The organism is Sphingobacterium sp. UBA2480, from assembly GCF_002341965.1.
Taxonomy (GTDB): Bacteria; Bacteroidota; Bacteroidia; order Sphingobacteriales; family Sphingobacteriaceae; genus Sphingobacterium; species Sphingobacterium multivorum.
This window is the reverse complement of the sequence record NZ_DDPA01000008.1, coordinates 387,455-405,095: the sequence shown is the minus strand read 5'-3', so window position 1 is coordinate 405,095 and position 17,641 is coordinate 387,455. Positions and strand designations below refer to the sequence as shown.

Genomic DNA, 17,641 nt, shown 5'->3' with positions numbered 1-17,641 from the left:
TATGCGTTTAGGTCAACTACTTACTTTATTTCTTTGCTCGGCTTTTATCCATGTCATCCAAGCACAGGAAAAGCAAGTTTTAATAGAAAATGTTAAACTGCTCGATTATAAAACTCAAATGTTAACTCCGCCAAAACATGTTTTAATAAACGGTAACACGATTCAAACCATTAGTACATCTCCTATTGACGTGCAAGGTAAGAATATCGTTAAAATAAACGCTAAAGGCAAAACCCTAATGCCTGGATTGATTGATGTACATGTCCATTTGGTATTTGGAGCTTTGACAATGCCTCAAATGATGACAAATGACCTTTCCGAGGAATTCTTGATCAACACGGTGGGGCTCTCGGCGCAACAGATGTTAATGCGGGGTTTTACAAGTGTACGAGATGTCGGTGGCCCTATATTTCCATTAAAGGCGGCGATCGACAAGGGTAAGCTTCTAGGCCCTAGAATATGGCCTTCTGGTGCTGTTGTTAGTCAAACAGCGGGGCATGGAGATTTTCGGACACCGGAGGAAAAATCGCGTCGTTTTTTTGGTATTGTCTCTCGTGCGGAGCGATATGGAGCAACATTCATCGCCGATGGTCGTGATGAGGTTCTGACTGCAGTACGAGAGAATCTGAGATTCGGAGCAAGTCAGATTAAACTCATGGCGGGTGGGGGAACTTCTTCAGCATACGATCCTGTGGATGTTACCCAATATACGCTAGACGAAATGAAAGCAGCAGTAGAAGCAGCCGAAGACTGGGGAACCTATGTCACCGTACATGCGTATACGCCAAGAGCAATTCGAAGAGCGATCGAAGCTGGTGTAAAATGTATTGAACATGGACAATTGCTCGACGAAGAAACTTTACAGCTGATCGCAAAAAAAAATATCTGGCTTAGTTTACAAAACCTGGTGGAAGATACGCCCGATATGGATCCACAACGAAGAATCAAGCGTAAACCCGTCATTGAAGGTCAGGAAAAAGTATGGCCAATGGCTAAAAAATATGGAGTAAAGCTAGCTTGGGGTACAGATTTCCTTTTTGAGCCGGAACTGAATAAAATGCAGAATGCTTTTATTTTGCGACTTCAAAAGTGGTTTACAAATGCCGAGATCATTAAAATGATTACTCAAGACAACGGTGAGCTTCTGCAGCTTTCGGGATTAAGAAGTCCTTATCCTGGCAAGTTGGGAATAGTAGAAGAAGGAGCTTTGGCAGATCTGATCCTTGTAGACGGAGATCCGCTTAAGAATTTAAAACTATTGGCAGATCCAGAAAAAAACTTTTTGTTGATCATAAAAGACGGTCAGATTCATAAAAATAGCCTCCAGAGGCATTAATATTTACAAGGTCAAATTTATTGTATCTCGAAAATCCACATCTTAAGATGATAAAATGTATTTTCGATGACATCAGTTAAAACGGGCTATTTTGGCTCGTCAAGGTGAAAAAGGAATCAAACAATTTTACCATCACATGGTGCAGGCGGTTGCATTACGGTATAATTTATTTGAAGAGTAAACACCTTTGCATTTAATTGATTAGTTTTGCGTTTAAACGATAAATCAAAGCATTCGGTGGCATTATTATTCAACGACGGGCGTCCAGTAGTAAGACTAAGAGCATTTCGGGCTATCGACGATCCCCAAACCTGTGAACGTTTCATAGAAGGACACGCGCATGTGTTAACTGCTATAGGCGTAAAGAAAGTAACTTCTTCCAAAAATGACTGGATGTACAATCCCGCATCATTCGTACTGATCGTAGAATCCCTTGATGGTGATAAAGTCTATGGTGGAGTACGTATACACGTATCTGGAGGGAGTGAACCACTTCCGATTGAACAGGCCACGGGAGCGATGGATGCCAAAATCTTAGACCTTGTTTATGATTATGCGCAACAGGGAACCGGTGAAGGTTGTGGGCTTTGGAATTCCCGGGAGATCGCTGGATATGGTATTGGCAGCATATTTTTGACGAGGGCTGGTGCCGCTATCAGCACACAGGTTGGCATTAAATCGCTCTTTGCTTTATGTGCTCCTTACACGGTGAAATTAGCAGAAAGTGTTGGCTACCGCATTGATACAAGTGTTGGAAATAATGGCACGTTCTATTATCCTAAGCTGGATCTGCTGGCTACGGTAATGATTATGCGTAATCTTGACACCTTGACCGAAGCCGATCAAGAAAACAAAGATGCAATTTTATCACTTCGGAATAATTCCAATATTGTCCGCATAGAAACTTTGCGGAATAAGGAAATTGAAATTCATTATCAAATCGATATTCCGAATCTCAATCAATGGGATTTAAATGAAATTATTAAAAACCTGAAACATACATCATTAGATCACAAACCAGATGATCGTAATTTAAATATCTTATAATGGACACTAAACATTATGGTGCCGGCTATTTAATGGATACCGGTGATTTTCTTAAACAATTAAAAATACATTCATATACTCCTTTTAATACGATTAAAGAGGGCGTTGTCGTCGATCTAGGTTGTGGCACTGGAATGGATGCCATCAATTTAGCTAATATGCTAGGCCATAACGTTCTTGTCGTTGGATTGGATCATGATAAGGCTTTAATCGAACATGCCAAAACAAGCAGTGTGGAGGTAAAGAACGTCGACTTTGTTCAGGGTGAAGTTAATCAACTTAGCTTTACAGATAATTCCATTGCTGGCATCAGAATGGAACGTGTTGTACAACATCTTCCGGAAGCACCGAAAATGTTTGCTGAGGTTCACCGTGTTTTGCGTGAAGGTCAACCCCTAGTCATCGTCGAGACGATCTGGAATAGCCTGACATTTTACAGCAAGCATGTGGGTATTGAGGCTAAGATATGCCATTATTTGACCGAAGAAAAAGTCAACAATGGCTGGGCTGGGAATAAATTAACTTCAGACCTATTGACTCAAGGCTTTAAACAAGTTCAATTGCAAACATTCTGTATGGTAGCCCGCTCGAAAGAAGAAGCCAACCGCTATCTTTTCTTAGATAAAATTCTTTTGGAGATGGTCGAAAAAGGGAAGTTGAGCACAGCTGAAATGGAGGAATTTCAAAACACATTGGACCAAGCTGATGAAGCGGGTTGTTTCCTTGTTTCTATGAATTTAGTTATTGCCGAAGCAAAAAAATAGCATATAGTGATGAAATGCTGGCTTAACTTGATCTTCTTATTTATTTTTACGTGCAGTTCAACTTGTTTTGGAGAGGTTATTATCGATCAACCGACGCAGCGTGTATTGATCGGATATGGTCTCGAGCGTTATATGGGGAAAGGAGAGCCTAACTTTGCGGATACTTCAGCTTCCTCCTTCCAGTCGTTAGAAAGCAAGGTACCCAATTTGGGCATATCACCCACTGACATCTGGTTCCGATTGCCTGTGACAAATAAGGGAAAAGAGAAACTTGAACTCTTGCTCGAAATTGCCTACCCTCTCTTGGATGAGGTCGAACTTTTTGTACCATCATCAAATGGGCATTATAAGTCGATCAAACTGGGCGAGCATCAATCTTTTTCGGCTAGAAAATATAAGGTTCCTAATTACGCATTCGACATCCAATTACCCGGATATGAGAAAACGATCTTTTTTCTTCGTGTAAAAAGTACGGAACAGATTATTCTCCCGATCTATTTAAGTAATGAGCGCAGTTTCTTAAAAGAGATGAATGACGACAGTTTGATAAGCGGGATCTATATTGGTATTGTCGGGATTATGGCGATATACAATTTATTCCTGTTTTTTTCAGTTCGTGAAAGGGGCTATCTGTATTATGTCCTTTATGTTCTTTGTGCAGGAATAACACAAATGGGCATTAAAGGTTATAGTTTTCAGTATCTGTGGCCAAATTGGACATATTTTGCAACAAAAGGTCCTATTATCTTCGGATGTTTATCAGGCTTATGCGCCCTGCTTTTTGCAGATTCATTTCTTCAATTACCGAAAAATGCTCCTCGGTCAAGACGTGTGATTACTGCTTTTATCATCCTTTTTGTCGTTGGTAGCCTTCTTACACTGCTCAACCTTACACAACCAGCGTTCATGGTTATGCAGCTAACAACAGGAGCAGGCTCTTTATTTGTCCTTTACTTATCCTATCGGGTAATGATAAATGGCTATAAACCAGCTAAATATTTTGTTTACGGTTGGACAATTTTACTATTAGGTTCTGTCGTCTTTTTATTGAAAGATTATGGCATTTTAAAATATAACGATTTTACGAGTAACGCCGTACAAATTGCATCTGTTGTGGAGATGGCCTTATTGTCCTTCGGTCTAGCTTATAGTATCAATATCTTAAAAGAAGAAAAAGAAGCATCACAAGTCAGGGAATTAGCGATCTCATTAGAAAACGAAAAGTTGATACGCGAGCAAAATATCGTATTGGAACAAAAAGTAGATGAGCGGACACGTGAATTAACAGAATCTAATGAGTCTCTACAAACCACTCTTACCCACTTGAAGGAAACACAATCTCAACTTGTCGAAGCCGAAAAGATGGCCTCTCTTGGTCAACTGACTGCGGGGGTTGCGCACGAGATCAACAATCCAATCAACTTTGTTACATCCAATGTCGCTCCATTAAAGCGTGATATCAAGATGATCTGGGAAACGCTGGAGGAGGTAGAACGTATAGCTTTTAAAGAGGGGATATCCGAAACGGAAAAGCAATTGCAGATCAAAAAATTCAAGGAGGACCTGGATATTGATTATCTGAAAACAGAGGTAGATTTTCTATTAAAAGGGATGCATGATGGGGCCCATAGGACCGCCGAAATAGTAAAGAGTTTGCGGATCTTCTCGCGCGTAGACGAGGATACATTAAAATTTGCAGATCTAAACGAGGGGTTGGAGTCAACAATGGTTATCCTCAATAGTTTATTAAATAACACGATTGAAGTTGATAAGATCTATGGTGATATGCCAAAGGTCGAATGTCATGCCGGCAAACTCAATCAGGTCTTTTTGAATATTGTGACAAATGCTATTTACGCCGTGAATAAGAAGTTTAATCACGATGTTGGTGGTAAAATATGGATTGAGACCGGAGTTCACGCGGATAATACCTCCGTCTTTATCAAAATCGCAGACAATGGTATAGGTATTCCAAAAGAAATTCATGAACGGATATTCGAACCATTTTTTACAACAAAAGACGTTGGCGAAGGTACTGGTTTGGGAATGTCCATAGCCTATAATACCATTGCGAAACATCATGGTAAAATTATCGTAGATTCAGAAGTGGGACAGGGTACAAGCTTTACACTCCTCATTCCAATTCAACAAAACAATTAATACCACTATAAACTTAAAATAGTTCAATTAACTATTATTTTTTCATATCTTTTGTAAGGGATAAAACCATATAATAAAATTATGCAGAGGGAGCTTGAAATATTATATATCGATGACGAAGTAAACAATTTGGTTAGCTTTAAAGCGAACTTTAGATACGATTACGCTATCCATACAGCATCCAATACGAGTGAGGCCGAAACGATCCTTCATGCTCATCCTGATATCCGTATTATCTTCTGTGACCAACGTATGCCGGATGAGATGGGCATCGATTTTTTGCACCGCATTAAAAAAGATTTTCCAAAACCAATCCGTATTCTTTTAACGGCTTATGCCAATATGGAAACTGTAATTGATGCAGTTAATAAGGGCCATATTTTTAGGTTTGTCCGAAAACCCTGGATGAATGAAGAAATCGTTTCCGCAATAGAAGAAGCTAATAAGTTTTATGTTGCAAACTCCATGCTAGAGGTTAAGAATCAAGAGCTACAAAAAGCTTATGATGAATTAGATAAGTTCGCTTATAGCGTTAGCCATGATCTTCGTGATCCATTGACCGGGGTTCTTTCTGCGGTGAAACTTGGATTAGAGTTTGACAGCATAGATCGTATCCATGAGTTGTTATCACTGATGGATAGTTCCTTGGTCAGCTTAGATGCTTATATTGACAGTCTGCGCGACTATTATCTTTTACGAAGAGGAGAACTCATGTTGTCAGCGATAAATTTCGAAGAGCTCTTTGGCAACATACGCCAGTTTTACAGCATGTATACGCAAAATAAGGATGTGGCTTTTGAAATTTCAGTGGATCAAAAAGAAATCTTTAGCGGAGACAAAGCACTTCTAGAACTGATTTTGCATAATCTTCTTTCTAATGCTTTTAAATATCAACGTAAAGGGCAGGAAAACCAGTACGTCAAACTCTCTGTATCCGTATCAGAACGTAAAGCTAAAATTATGGTGAGTGACAACGGAATAGGCATATCTCCAGAGTATGTTGAAGATATCTTTAAATTATTCTTTAGAGCCAGTGATCAAGCGAAAGGCATGGGATTTGGGCTCTATAATGTTCAGAATGCACTCTTAAAACTACAAGGGAAAATCGAAGTACAATCACAACCCAATCAGGGTACAACCTTTACCGTCGTCATACCGAGCAAATAATCCTTTCACTTTCGGCAATCCGATGCGATGGCAGCGAAGAGCATCACAAAGCAAACAGACATTTTAAATAAAAGTTGACTTTCCTAAAATTATAATCCTTTAGGAAAGTAGCTTTTGCCGAAGCAAAAACTCCAACTGATCATTTGAAGTCTCAAGTTGAGAATTAGTCTCCACAATTTTTTGGCGCTCAGCATAGACATCATAAGCGCGTTGAATCGTTTGATCGAGCTCCTCTTCACTCCAAGGCTTATTGAGGTAATGAAAGATTTTTCCTTTATTGACCGCATCAACGACAGCTGCCATGTCCGTATATCCTGTCAAAAGGATACGCATTGGGGCTGCATTGATCTTAATAATCTCTTCCAAAAACTCTACACCGGTCATTTCCGGCATACGTTGATCAGTAATGATAATATGTATCTGGTTGTTTTTGACAATATCGATTGCATCGGCACCACTAATTGCCGTAAACACTTTATACTTTAGTCGAAATGTCGCTTTAAAAGAAAACAGATTGTTTTCTTCGTCGTCAACGTACAATATCGAAATCTTCTTGTCTTCCATAAGCTTATCGTCTGAAATACAAATTTACGTAATAAATTCGCTGAATTAATAACAGATTAAAGAGTTTTATGTTTTCCTAGCAGAAATAATACGGGATAGCTGATAAAAATAATGGATTCGTTATCCGATGATTATAACATTCAACATTAGAAAAAAGATTTAAAGTTAATAGCTGCCTAGGGAAAATAATCCAACTTGTATTGAAAAAAGCCATCCTACATTTGTAAAACGGCTTTTTTGAAAGTGACCCCGCTGAGGCTCGAACTCAGGACCCACAGATTAAGAGTCTGTTGCTCTACCAACTGAGCTACGAAGTCATTCGATAATCCAAATGTAAGATTCACCAAAGAGAAAGTCAAGTGGAAAAGAATATTTTTTTGACTTTTATGACATTCAAGCAAGATTTTAGCGTTTTATCAAACCTAAAAGAAGCTTCGAATCACCCCATTTGTTACAGCATTATTATAACATTTATTTATTCATACAATAAAGCGTAATAGATAACACCTATTGCGAGAACGGTGCGAGAACAGCACTAATGATAAATACACAAATCACAATATCAAATCACAATGATTTAAAGAAACGTTCGTATATCTATATAAAAATAGGGGACAAAAAATATAAAGAATACACTGGTGTAAAATTGGGCTTGGATATACAGCCGAACTCTTGCTTAACAGTAAAAGACAGGATCGAAAAATTAAAGGTTCTAGAGTATGAATTTAAAAAGGCTATAGAGTTCGGGAAATACCCTTTAGACAAATCCCTAACAAAGATCAAAACCATAGAGAACACCACCTTAAGAGAGTTGTTAGAAATGGCTATTGACAATAAGAAGAAGGCAAATTTGTCAACCAAATATGTCCACCATCTAGAGAAGCTAACCAATAAATTAAAAGCATTTCTAACAAGCGAAGAATTAAATGGGAATATAAACGACTTACAACGGTCGAGAATTCAAGAATTCATGAATCAATTTAATTCAAGTGCTTCCAACTATATGATTTCAAGGCGTCATATTAAGGCTGTATTTGGAGAAATAGATAAAGACTTTGAATTCAACACTTCAATTGTTAATAGGACAGACCGAAGAAAGGCAACCCCTAAGCTTCATAAAATTTATTCAGAAGATCAATTGCCAAAAGTCCTAGAGTTCTTAAAGAGAAATCATACAGATCTATATCTATGTTGTTTAATCAGTTATGGGTGTTTACTACGTCCTCACAATGAAATTAGATTGCTCAAACGTCACCATTTCAAAAATAACATTACAGAAATACACCTGTCGGGTAATGAGAACAAAGGGAAAAAGATTAGAATAGTCCCAATACCAAATTATGTTAGGGTTTTATTGATAACACGATTAGAAAATCTATCTCACGATGATAACCTCTTTACAAGGATGCCTGATGCCAATAATCCATACTATTTTAGTACCGCTTGGACTAGAATGTTCAAATTAATGGAAAAAGAAGGAATCATCGAGAAGAACCAAACGATCTACTCATTCCGTCACACAGCTTCCGTAAACGTCTACAAGAAAACAAAAGATCTTCACATACTCCAACAACTGTTGGGGCATTCCGATATGATTGTAACGCTTAAATATCTTCGGGGCTTAGGTGTTCATAATGCGGATGAGCTAAAGCATGTAATGCCTGAACTCTAGTATTTGAGACAGTCTTATCAGGCTGTCTCTTTTTGCATATAGACGATCGCTCTGAGTTATAATATGCTATTTTTGCTTAAAATTGAAGTAAAAATTAGCAAAAATATAGGACATGATAATTGTTAGGCTTAAGCCTAGATTCGATTGTGTCTTCTTGTAATCATCGTATAATATGCTCGAAATAACCGAAATTCAAAGACACTTGAACATTGATAAGGAACTCTTATTAAAGCATTGCCCACAGTTAAAAAATATATTGATTAACGAGGTGATAACTTGTTTGGACTATAAGAATTTGAATACCAACGAGCAGTATAGATTTAATAATTTCGAGCCATTTGACGAAATCCTCCAACAAAAAATAGACACGTTATTTTACATGGTGTTCCTCAAGGCACAACATGAATATAGAGATTCGTTCCTCTTTGGAATGACTGATATCGTCCCTAAAGAGGATTTTAATGATAATGAGAAGTCACTCCTTAAGAATAAGATCTTCTTCTTAAAGCATGCAAAACAATTTCATCTTCGTTTATTAGCTTTGATGCAATGGAGGAATACCGAGCTGAAAGATGTTTCAGTCACTTTAACCAAGAAACGTAATTTTGGAGATGAAATTCCCGATATCCATATCGAAAATTACGCTCTTGAAAGAGGTATTATTGACAATGAAATTTATAGAACAATAGACCTTTACCTAAATAGTCCATATGCAAATGCACAGTATTATGGAGGGAAAATTGATAATATCAAAGTCGAATCCATTCATGAACGAATATTAGTACTCGATGATGCTATCAACTATAACGAGGCTTTTTTAGCAACCTTAAAAAACATATCTTCTGATATAAATAATAAGAAAAAAAGTAAGTCAACCACCGAGAGACGTAAAACAGATAGGTCATTCAACGCTTTTAGAGGTGAAAGTGCCACTTTAGTTTTCAATGGCTACATTTATAAATGTGTCCAAGAATTCTTCGATGTGGAACAACTGACTTTTGCTAACAGTACAAGAAAAAGCGAAGACAATCTTAGATATAGGAAATTAGTTACATACGAAATCCTTGCTAGGTTAGGACTAATTAGTACAGCGATATTAAATAACCACGATACAATTGCAAAGAAAGAGACATACATTTCAACTCTTCCATTTTGGAACTTTTAAAATAATCTCACTTGTCATCAAATAATAACTGACTCTCAGAAGCAAAAGGTCAGCTATGTATCCCTGTATCAGATTTATATACAGATATTTGCAATAGATAAACGAGGAGGTGCACAGAACCAAATCAATTAACAATTTTAAAATATCTTATATGAGTAAATTAAAAGAATTAAAGAGCAAGACAACAAAGGAAGAGAAGAAAACTTTCACCACGAATGATTTCTTTAACGAGGATCAATCTTTTGCCAACAAGCAGAAATTCGAACAGGAATTTGTTAGGTTATCAGGTTATGACCGAGACAAACTTGAAATCTTCTTTGATCAATTAAGCAGCGGCTTAAAGTTAAATGTGTCAATCGCACCGAATTATAACGAGGAAAAAAAAATTGGATACTACCATGTAAGTGCACAGTCTGCTAAGCTAAATCGTGGCTATAAGTTACCTGACATTGAAGGAGTAACCAAATTGATTAACATCTATGAATTGAATACACATAAAATAGATCTTAATCTCGAAGATGTCTATGACGCTTCTTTAAGCTAAACTTCTCACGAAGCCAAGGGAGGGCCCCCTTTGGATCATCATTCAAGTCCATTTTTATCAATCATTTTTTTAACCCTGACATGGGTAATGGAATTCCTATGTCCAAACTTTAATAATATATATGAACAAAAGATTCGTTATAATCTACAAAAGCCAATTTCTTAAAGATATTATTGGAAGCATTCCATCAAATTGTATTCTATTTAAAACGTTAACCGGCATTGGTGCCACACATCTTGAAATTATAACACCTAGGCACTCTATCATTATAGAGCCGAACGTACCCGTGATCAAAGGCAAAAAGAAATCACACAAAGGCAAGATATTAGGGGTATACGAAGGTATCTATCTTCCACAGATCATAAACTACTTGAAAGACCCAAAGGTGAAATATAAGAAGATTATGACTACGCCCGAATCCTTTCACAAAGTAACGGAAGCGATAGCAGGAGTTGGCATGGATATGCATAAAGAGTTCTTTTTGCTGTTCGATGAGTGTGATCGCACGAGCAAAGATATTGACTTTCGTAAAGACATCATTCTTCCTATGGAAGACTTCTTTAAATTCGAAATGAAAGCTTTTGTATCAGCAACAGCGACTATTCCGAGTGACCCTCGGTTTCAGAAGCAAAGTTTCGAGATATTGGAGATATTGCCTGATTTCGATTATGCCAAACAACTCAACTTAATTCAGACAAACAACCCCTTTGCTGCTTTAAAAAAATCTTTGCACGATAATATCATCGTCAATGAAAATGAACAGATTTTTATCTTCTTGAACAGCACAGTTGGTATAGTCTCGGTCATCGAACAGCTAGGTATTCAAACGCAATCAGCAATATTTTGTTCTAGCAACAGCGCAGACAAAGTAAAAAGTAATGGTGGTGTTTCAGTGCATTATGATATTGACGAGAGTGAATTTAGAAAATACAACTTCCTAACCAGTAGATTTTACTCGGCAGTAGATATCTACGTGGATGAAAAACCTCATGTAATTTTACTTACCGATCTTAATATCGCAGAACACACTATGATCGATCCATATTCGGATCTCATACAGATTGCTGGAAGATTTCGTGGTATCGAACTTGCATCGCTAACATACATTACGAATCACGATTCGGAGCTACATTACAGAACTCCGAACGAGGCTAAAGCGTATTTGAAGGGTTGCGCCGAAACTTATAAAACTATTCAATCCCTGCGCGATGTAAGTACCAATGAAGGAGCGAAAGAAACTCTGACGGAGGCTTTAGAAAGAATATCGTATGCAAGGTTTTTAAACGATAGCGGTCGTATTAATTACTTTATGGTTGATAACTATCTTCAAAAAGAAGAACTGAAAGCCAACTTCACTGACCCCGAGTTATTGAGAAACTCTTTAAATTCAGAGCAGTTACGCAAACAATTTTTATTAAACCATAGAGATTATATATTCAATATATCAAGTTTTTATCCGACTGTAAATGGCGTAAAAAATTACATCGACATTGTACGAGACATTGCTGATAGATTACAAAACATTTATAGTGCTAAACAGGATGTTTTTGCTATAGCCTTTTCGGAAGATGAGCTTTACCGATTGAAATCAAAACATCCTGAGATCATCGAAGCATATCACAAAATCGGAATAGAAGAGCTTGGCAAAATAGCGTACTCCAAAAAACATATCGTCGATGCGATAGCGAAGCATGATAAAGAAAGAGATGGAGCGAGCAACTTTGACTTTTTAGATGAATTACATACTATATTCAGCATTAATGAATTCTATTCAGGTAAAATGATAGGTGCCACGTTCAAAAGTTTGGTGGAGAAGTATAACCTGCCCTACAAGAATAAGAAGAAATATTTGACGGATTTTCAACGATTTTTCAAACTTAGTAATCGGACCTCAAGAAATAAGGTGAAAGGCTTTGTGATAGTGGAGAAGATTTTTAATTAAAACAGCATCTCGTCGAGAGTATGTTCTCCGTCCATGATAAAATCTAGGTTAATATCTACTTTTATTGTGGATGGAGCTTCTTGACTATTGAATTTCTCACGTACTAGATCGTGTCAAGGCACTCCAAAATTCCACATCTTCACAGATGTTCAACTGGCCTAAAAAACTCAATCCACACTCCTTTATATAGCTTTTAATCCATCATCGTGCTTCCTACAGAAGCCCTTTTAGATATTGTGGTATATCAAATGTAATACACATTTACCAATTAATCAGCCCCTTACTTTTAAATGGCTTAAGTTGTGAAAACTTATTAAGCCAAAATCCAAGTTAAGACAACTTCTTTGCTTTCAATGATTTCCGGTTGACATTTTAGCATATAATACGTCCAAAATTTTTAATATATAATTTTTTACACGACAGGCTTCTGATAGCCCCCATGTCTATATATTTAGGAGCGCACAACCTATATATCAATAATCCCCCTCAGCCTTTCCTGAGTAAGTTCATTTATTTATCAAACCTCTAAGCTCATGGAAAATCTTAACAAAAACTTAAACGTATCGGAGATTAAAGTCCAATATTTACCCGATTTTAAGCTCTCGGAGCGACCAATTATTACTAAATCAACAGATGCCTATAAAATCCTTTTATCGCAATGGGACACAGGAATAATGCAGTTTTTGGAGGAATTCAAAGTCATCCTCCTAAACAATGCCAATCATGTTTTGGGTGTTGCTGATATAGCAATGGGAGGGAAAGACGCTGTTATGGTCGATATGCGAGTAATCTTTTCAATTGCGCTTACAGCATCCGCGTCCAAAATCATCCTAGCACACAACCATCCCTCAGGTACACTAAATCCAAGCTCCGCTGACCGTCTCCTTACCAATAAAGCATTGGAAGCTGGCAATGTTCTGGATATTGAAGTGTGCGATCATATTATCGTTACTCCGCATTCATACCACTCAATGAGAGATAATGGAGATTTCTAACCTTTTAAAATATATTCATGAAAACTGAAAAATCATTTGGGTCAACATTGCTGTCTATCATTGGATGGATATTAGCCACTATAGCGTTCGTTGTCGCTATGCAGATCGTTATAAAAGTAATCAGCGCAATACTGTCATTTATCTTTATCGTTATGCTGGCAGTTTTTACAATTGGTTTTATAGTACTGACAATAAACGCAGTATTAAGGCGATCGTAATCAACATATAATATAATCCATAGCACCATCGCATGAAACTATTGCTATTTCCGCTTGGTGATATGGATTCTTTGGTTTTACTGGATTAATAACGGTATATTAGATATATTTGCAAAAACATAACTGTATAGAGAGATAAAAATAGACATATAAAAGATATAGAGCGTTAGCTTAAAGTTCTCTTTTGGAGGAAACGTGAGAAATTTCTAAAACACAACGAGAACGGACAAAGTTAATGCCCATGCGAGAGCGTGGGCTTTACTTGTTCGTTGTGTGGGCCTTCTCACGTGCCTCTCCAATTGAATTAAGTTGAAGTCCCACGCTTTTGTATTATTAACCAACCGAATAGGGACAAATCGGTTCCAAACCATATTAGATTTTATGAAAAGATTATTACTTGGTGCAATATTCCCATTGGCGCTGGTATCTTGCTCAAAAAATGAGACTCCTGAACAGAAGGAGTCCAAATGTCTCCTAACTGAAATAAACTATTCAGGAGATCCATCTAAAACAACGTTCGAGTACGATAAGAATGGCAAAATTACAGCTGTAACCAAAACTTATGGAGGAACAGACCCTTCTACTCATCGTTACATATATACCTATTCTAACAATAGTATAAATGTCGAGGATATATGGAACGGCAAACCATCTGATGTTTTTGTATACACGTTAAGTAATGGCAGAATTACAAAGAAAAGTGGTGATCGATATGAGGATATATTCACATATGATTCTAATGGCTTTCTTTCCGCAATAAAAAGCGAAGACCACAGTATATCTATTCAATATGAGAATGGTAATATCTCCAAAATGGAAGTCAATTTTTACGCCTCGTTTCAAAAATTTATTCCTGAATACAACGTAAAAGAGTCTCGTATACCTTTCTCCGAAACTGTATGTTCTGCATTCGAACGTTTTGGACCAGTTGGTTACATTGAAGATGCTGTTTTATATGAACAGGGCTTTTTCGGCTCGAAAGGTAAAAATGAAATCGTTAGTGTAAAACACTCGTATGGTGATAATTCTCCCATTACAACCTTTAATTACTCGTATATAAAAGATAATAGCGGGAAAGTGACAAGTATAAAGAACGGTGGGTCAATGGCAACATATTCCTACGAATGTTCAACAAATTAGCTTATTCAATTTAAATCAATTTATAAGTGTATCATTTAAATGGTTACAATCCCACACTTATATCCTACAACGTCTGCTTAGGGGTTAACAGACATCAATAATATTTTTTAATGATTACCTTACTATCAAATGTATCATTCGGTGATGCCCTAAGTAATTTAGACTTCAAAGAATTCTATACACTTACATATTGGGGATTAGCTATAGTCGCAGTAATTATCATCTTGATCATAATATCGGGAGAAAACAATCACGAGGCAATAGTTCCTGTAATTATATTCACGGTTATTGTTGTGGGAGCTGTGGAAATATATCACTCCAGTTATAGGTTGGAAAAACGTATAAAAGAAAATGAGGCTCAGGAATTTAGGAAGAAACAACGCAATATAGATGAAAAGCGCAGGCAAGAAGGATGTACCTTTGAATATGCGAAGAAAAAAGCTGATGCATTTATGGAGTCTACGGGCTTTATGATAGTGCAATCTATGAAACCCTTATATCTTGCTCTCCCCGCTGATACGAGAAATGAAGCCTCTTGTTCAGCAGAATTCAATTATATCGTCAAAGTTCCACAACAAAATTATCAGACAGGAAACTATGAGATGAGCCAAAGACTTTATATCGTACACTTGGAATTAGAGAAATTTCAATTCTCGTATGAGTTTTTGTCTGCGACAATAGAAGATCAGATTACCAAGAAGAAAGAGAACTTACTTAATTAAGAGACTCAAATTTGAACCTACATTTACCTAACAATCCCACTCACTTGAAACATGAAGGGTTTCGTGAGTGGGATTTATTTGAAATAGTTAATGTTATTTAATATTCAATTTCAATTCTATTTCAGACATAAATTCAATTGTCAATTTATACGAACTACTTAATTTTAAAACTAAATCATCAAGTTGTTTCTCGAGAACTTTTGATGCATGATTTATATTGGATTGAATTTTTGGAAGACTTCTTATTGTATCGCGAAAGCCTTTCATTCCCTCAATACCCTTGGGTATATTTTCTTTTAAAATTATCGAAGATTCATATATTTCCAGCAGGTTTTTAGAATATTCTTCATCATCGAAAATAGTATAAGTATTTATAAATTTTAGTCCAGTTTTAATTGCAGATTCAAAATTCTCATAAAAACTATCAGTGTCGAGTTTAAGTTTTTTAACATAGTCTAGCAATATCTTAGAAACCATCTTAAACTGAGAAAGATACTGATGAGGATTCGCATTTCCTGATTGATTCAGAAAAGTTATTTCAACAGTTCTTTCATCGAGTTGTGTTGCAACATCTTTAGTTGATAATTCAATACTTGTTAACGCTGTATTAGAAGACCACATAAGCGCTTGAAAATCAAACATGTAATCAAAAAAACCAAAATCATCTTCATCGATTATAACTTCATCTTCATCGATTATAACTTTATCTTTGGATTCTGTATTTGTAATCTGTAAAGAACTATTTGAATGATTAATTTCATTTGTTTTGATCTTACCTAAGCCCGCAATTCTTTTAGGGATGTGTAATCTCAATTGGTTACCCAATTCTTCTATGCTTGAAAAAGTGCTATAAAATACTCCAGCTTCTGATAGGGATTTTTTAAAATCGTTAACTTTTATTAGTTGTACTGGATCTATGTCGCTAATATTTTGAACACCTTCATTTTTGAAATAAACCAATATTTGAACATTCTCTCCATTCTTAAATCGTTCAACCGCTCGATTAAATTCTTCTTCTGTCCCAGACATAGCTACCGGGGTTGGTGTACCGAATTTTTTCCATAATAGTCCAACAAAAATATCATAATCATCTCCAATATCATTATTAATAATATCTTGGGTATATTCATTAGTAATTCCTGGAGCTGAATGTGTTTCCCATTTCTTAAGCTCTAAATGGATATCATTAGAGTTTCCGAAGCTTAAATTTATTTCTTTAATAAATTTATCGATTTCATTTCGTTCGTATTCTACGTCACTCGGAGACGCCAAGAAAATAGAATATTTTGTAATAGTTTTTGCCATAAATTTTTAAATAGGTTATATCGCATTCCGTTACGGAGTCACTGACATAAAGATATGCCAAACCAAGTTAAAAACGAAATCGGACTGCATCCAAATTCGTTTTTAATGCTTCGCAGTTCGTCATACTTGATGCCTTAGTAATTCCTACACTTCATAAAAGCACCTAAACCTTTTTAATAAGTGCCATGCACCTATTAAAAATCTTCAAGCTTTTAGAGTTTGGCTCGCCTGCTGATCACTCAGGCTCCGATGTTGTCACTATTTTAGATGAATTACGCTCGAACCACCCCAATCAAAAATACCGCCAACAGTCTACGTATACTCCGTATATATCGCTGAATCATGCTAGCGCATTTCTCTTCAGCGACCTTCGTTCAACTCGCAGGACGGCGAGCGAATAATTTCACAACTTTACCATTTAAAATATAGATAATCAAACACATGGAAAACCATAAACAACTAATAGAACTACAAAATCAAATTGAACAATTAAAGAACCACTTAATCAGTATATCACATATGCTTTCACAATCGAATAAGCAAATAGCAGATATACACAAAGCGTTATTCAATAACGTTGCTATAACGAGAGAAGAACGGAAGGAGCAAATTAAAGAATACATGAAAGCTTGCTTAATAATGGGCAATGTTGCTAAACAAAATAAGCGGAAACAGTAACCATTTAAAAGAATGGTTGCAGAAACCTAACAAGACAATTTAAAACTTATAACATTAAAAATTATGATGGATTAAGACACAATAATTACTTGGTTTAAACCTTGAAATATCATGTCCTAAAAATATCAACTATGCAGAATTCGTATATAGCTAAAAACCTCCTTAACTTTATACAAAGAGGAAGGAGGATATATCATGTAAACTAGCGAGAACAGTTGCGAG

The 17,641-nt window shown here is 36.4% G+C and carries 15 protein-coding genes and 1 tRNA gene; 13 read left to right on the top strand and 3 right to left on the bottom strand.

What is annotated here, in order from left to right; translation table 11 throughout:
* The first annotated feature begins 1 nt into the window (after position 1).
* The 5 genes from B3600_RS20530 to B3600_RS20510 all read left to right on the top strand — a co-directional run bounded on the left by B3600_RS20530 (position 2) and on the right by B3600_RS20510 (position 6,474).
* On the top strand, positions 2–1,336 hold the full coding sequence (locus B3600_RS20530; protein ID WP_286754240.1) for a metal-dependent hydrolase family protein: 1,335 nt from the start codon (positions 2–4) through the stop codon (positions 1,334–1,336).
* Positions 1,337–1,573: 237 nt separating this feature from the next.
* Complete coding sequence (locus B3600_RS20525; RefSeq protein WP_070562848.1) at positions 1,574–2,383, top strand: hypothetical protein; 810 nt, start codon at positions 1,574–1,576, stop codon at positions 2,381–2,383.
* Positions 2,383–3,147 carry a methyltransferase domain-containing protein gene (locus B3600_RS20520; protein ID WP_070562758.1) on the top strand — a complete coding sequence of 255 codons (765 nt, stop codon included), beginning with the start codon at positions 2,383–2,385 and terminating at the stop codon, positions 3,145–3,147. The genes B3600_RS20525 and B3600_RS20520 overlap by 1 nt, the downstream gene beginning before the upstream one ends.
* A gap of 9 nt (positions 3,148–3,156) precedes the next feature.
* Entirely contained in the window at positions 3,157–5,307 is a 2,151-nt protein-coding gene (locus B3600_RS20515; RefSeq protein ID WP_070562755.1) for a sensor histidine kinase, read from the top strand.
* Between the two features lie 81 nt (positions 5,308–5,388).
* Positions 5,389–6,474 carry a hybrid sensor histidine kinase/response regulator gene (locus tag B3600_RS20510; protein WP_286754239.1) on the top strand — a complete coding sequence of 362 codons (1,086 nt, stop codon included), beginning with the start codon at positions 5,389–5,391 and terminating at the stop codon, positions 6,472–6,474.
* Between the two features lie 99 nt (positions 6,475–6,573).
* Here the strand turns inward: B3600_RS20510 and B3600_RS20505 are convergent, their stop codons facing one another.
* Both B3600_RS20505 and B3600_RS20500 read right to left on the bottom strand, forming a co-directional pair.
* On the bottom strand, positions 6,574–7,038 hold the full coding sequence (locus tag B3600_RS20505; RefSeq protein ID WP_046673283.1) for a response regulator: 465 nt from the start codon (positions 7,036–7,038) through the stop codon (positions 6,574–6,576).
* 244 nt (positions 7,039–7,282) lie between these two features.
* A tRNA-Lys gene (locus B3600_RS20500) sits at positions 7,283–7,355 on the bottom strand.
* A 221-nt stretch (positions 7,356–7,576) separates the two neighbouring features.
* Here B3600_RS20500 and B3600_RS20495 point away from each other — a divergent pair.
* The 7 genes from B3600_RS20495 (at position 7,577) to B3600_RS20465 (ending at position 15,436) form a co-directional block, all read left to right on the top strand.
* Positions 7,577–8,710, top strand: coding sequence for a tyrosine-type recombinase/integrase (locus tag B3600_RS20495; RefSeq protein WP_286754238.1), 1,134 nt, complete (start codon positions 7,577–7,579; stop codon positions 8,708–8,710).
* A 172-nt stretch (positions 8,711–8,882) separates the two neighbouring features.
* Positions 8,883–9,875, top strand: coding sequence for a hypothetical protein (locus B3600_RS20490; RefSeq protein WP_286754237.1), 993 nt, complete (start codon positions 8,883–8,885; stop codon positions 9,873–9,875).
* Positions 9,876–10,026: 151 nt separating this feature from the next.
* On the top strand, positions 10,027–10,419 hold the full coding sequence (locus B3600_RS20485; RefSeq protein WP_286754236.1) for a hypothetical protein: 393 nt from the start codon (positions 10,027–10,029) through the stop codon (positions 10,417–10,419).
* Between the two features lie 121 nt (positions 10,420–10,540).
* Complete coding sequence (locus B3600_RS20480; RefSeq protein WP_286754235.1) at positions 10,541–12,361, top strand: hypothetical protein; 1,821 nt, start codon at positions 10,541–10,543, stop codon at positions 12,359–12,361.
* 533 nt (positions 12,362–12,894) lie between these two features.
* A complete protein-coding gene (locus B3600_RS20475) occupies positions 12,895–13,356 on the top strand; it encodes a JAB domain-containing protein (protein WP_286754234.1) in 462 nt (153 codons plus the stop codon).
* Positions 13,357–13,955: 599 nt separating this feature from the next.
* The gene (locus tag B3600_RS20470; protein WP_286754233.1) at positions 13,956–14,714 is read left to right on the top strand and encodes a DUF4595 domain-containing protein; all 759 of its coding nucleotides are present in this window, start codon (positions 13,956–13,958) and stop codon (positions 14,712–14,714) included.
* 110 nt (positions 14,715–14,824) lie between these two features.
* Entirely contained in the window at positions 14,825–15,436 is a 612-nt protein-coding gene (locus B3600_RS20465) for a hypothetical protein (RefSeq protein ID WP_286754232.1), read from the top strand.
* Between the two features lie 93 nt (positions 15,437–15,529).
* Here the strand turns inward: B3600_RS20465 and B3600_RS20460 are convergent, their stop codons facing one another.
* The gene (locus B3600_RS20460) at positions 15,530–16,741 is read right to left on the bottom strand and encodes a DUF4062 domain-containing protein (protein ID WP_286754231.1); all 1,212 of its coding nucleotides are present in this window, start codon (positions 16,739–16,741) and stop codon (positions 15,530–15,532) included.
* Between the two features lie 441 nt (positions 16,742–17,182).
* Here B3600_RS20460 and B3600_RS20455 point away from each other — a divergent pair, with 441 nt between their 5' ends.
* On the top strand, positions 17,183–17,419 hold the full coding sequence (locus B3600_RS20455; protein ID WP_286754230.1) for a hypothetical protein: 237 nt from the start codon (positions 17,183–17,185) through the stop codon (positions 17,417–17,419).
* Positions 17,420–17,641 lie beyond the last annotated feature (222 nt).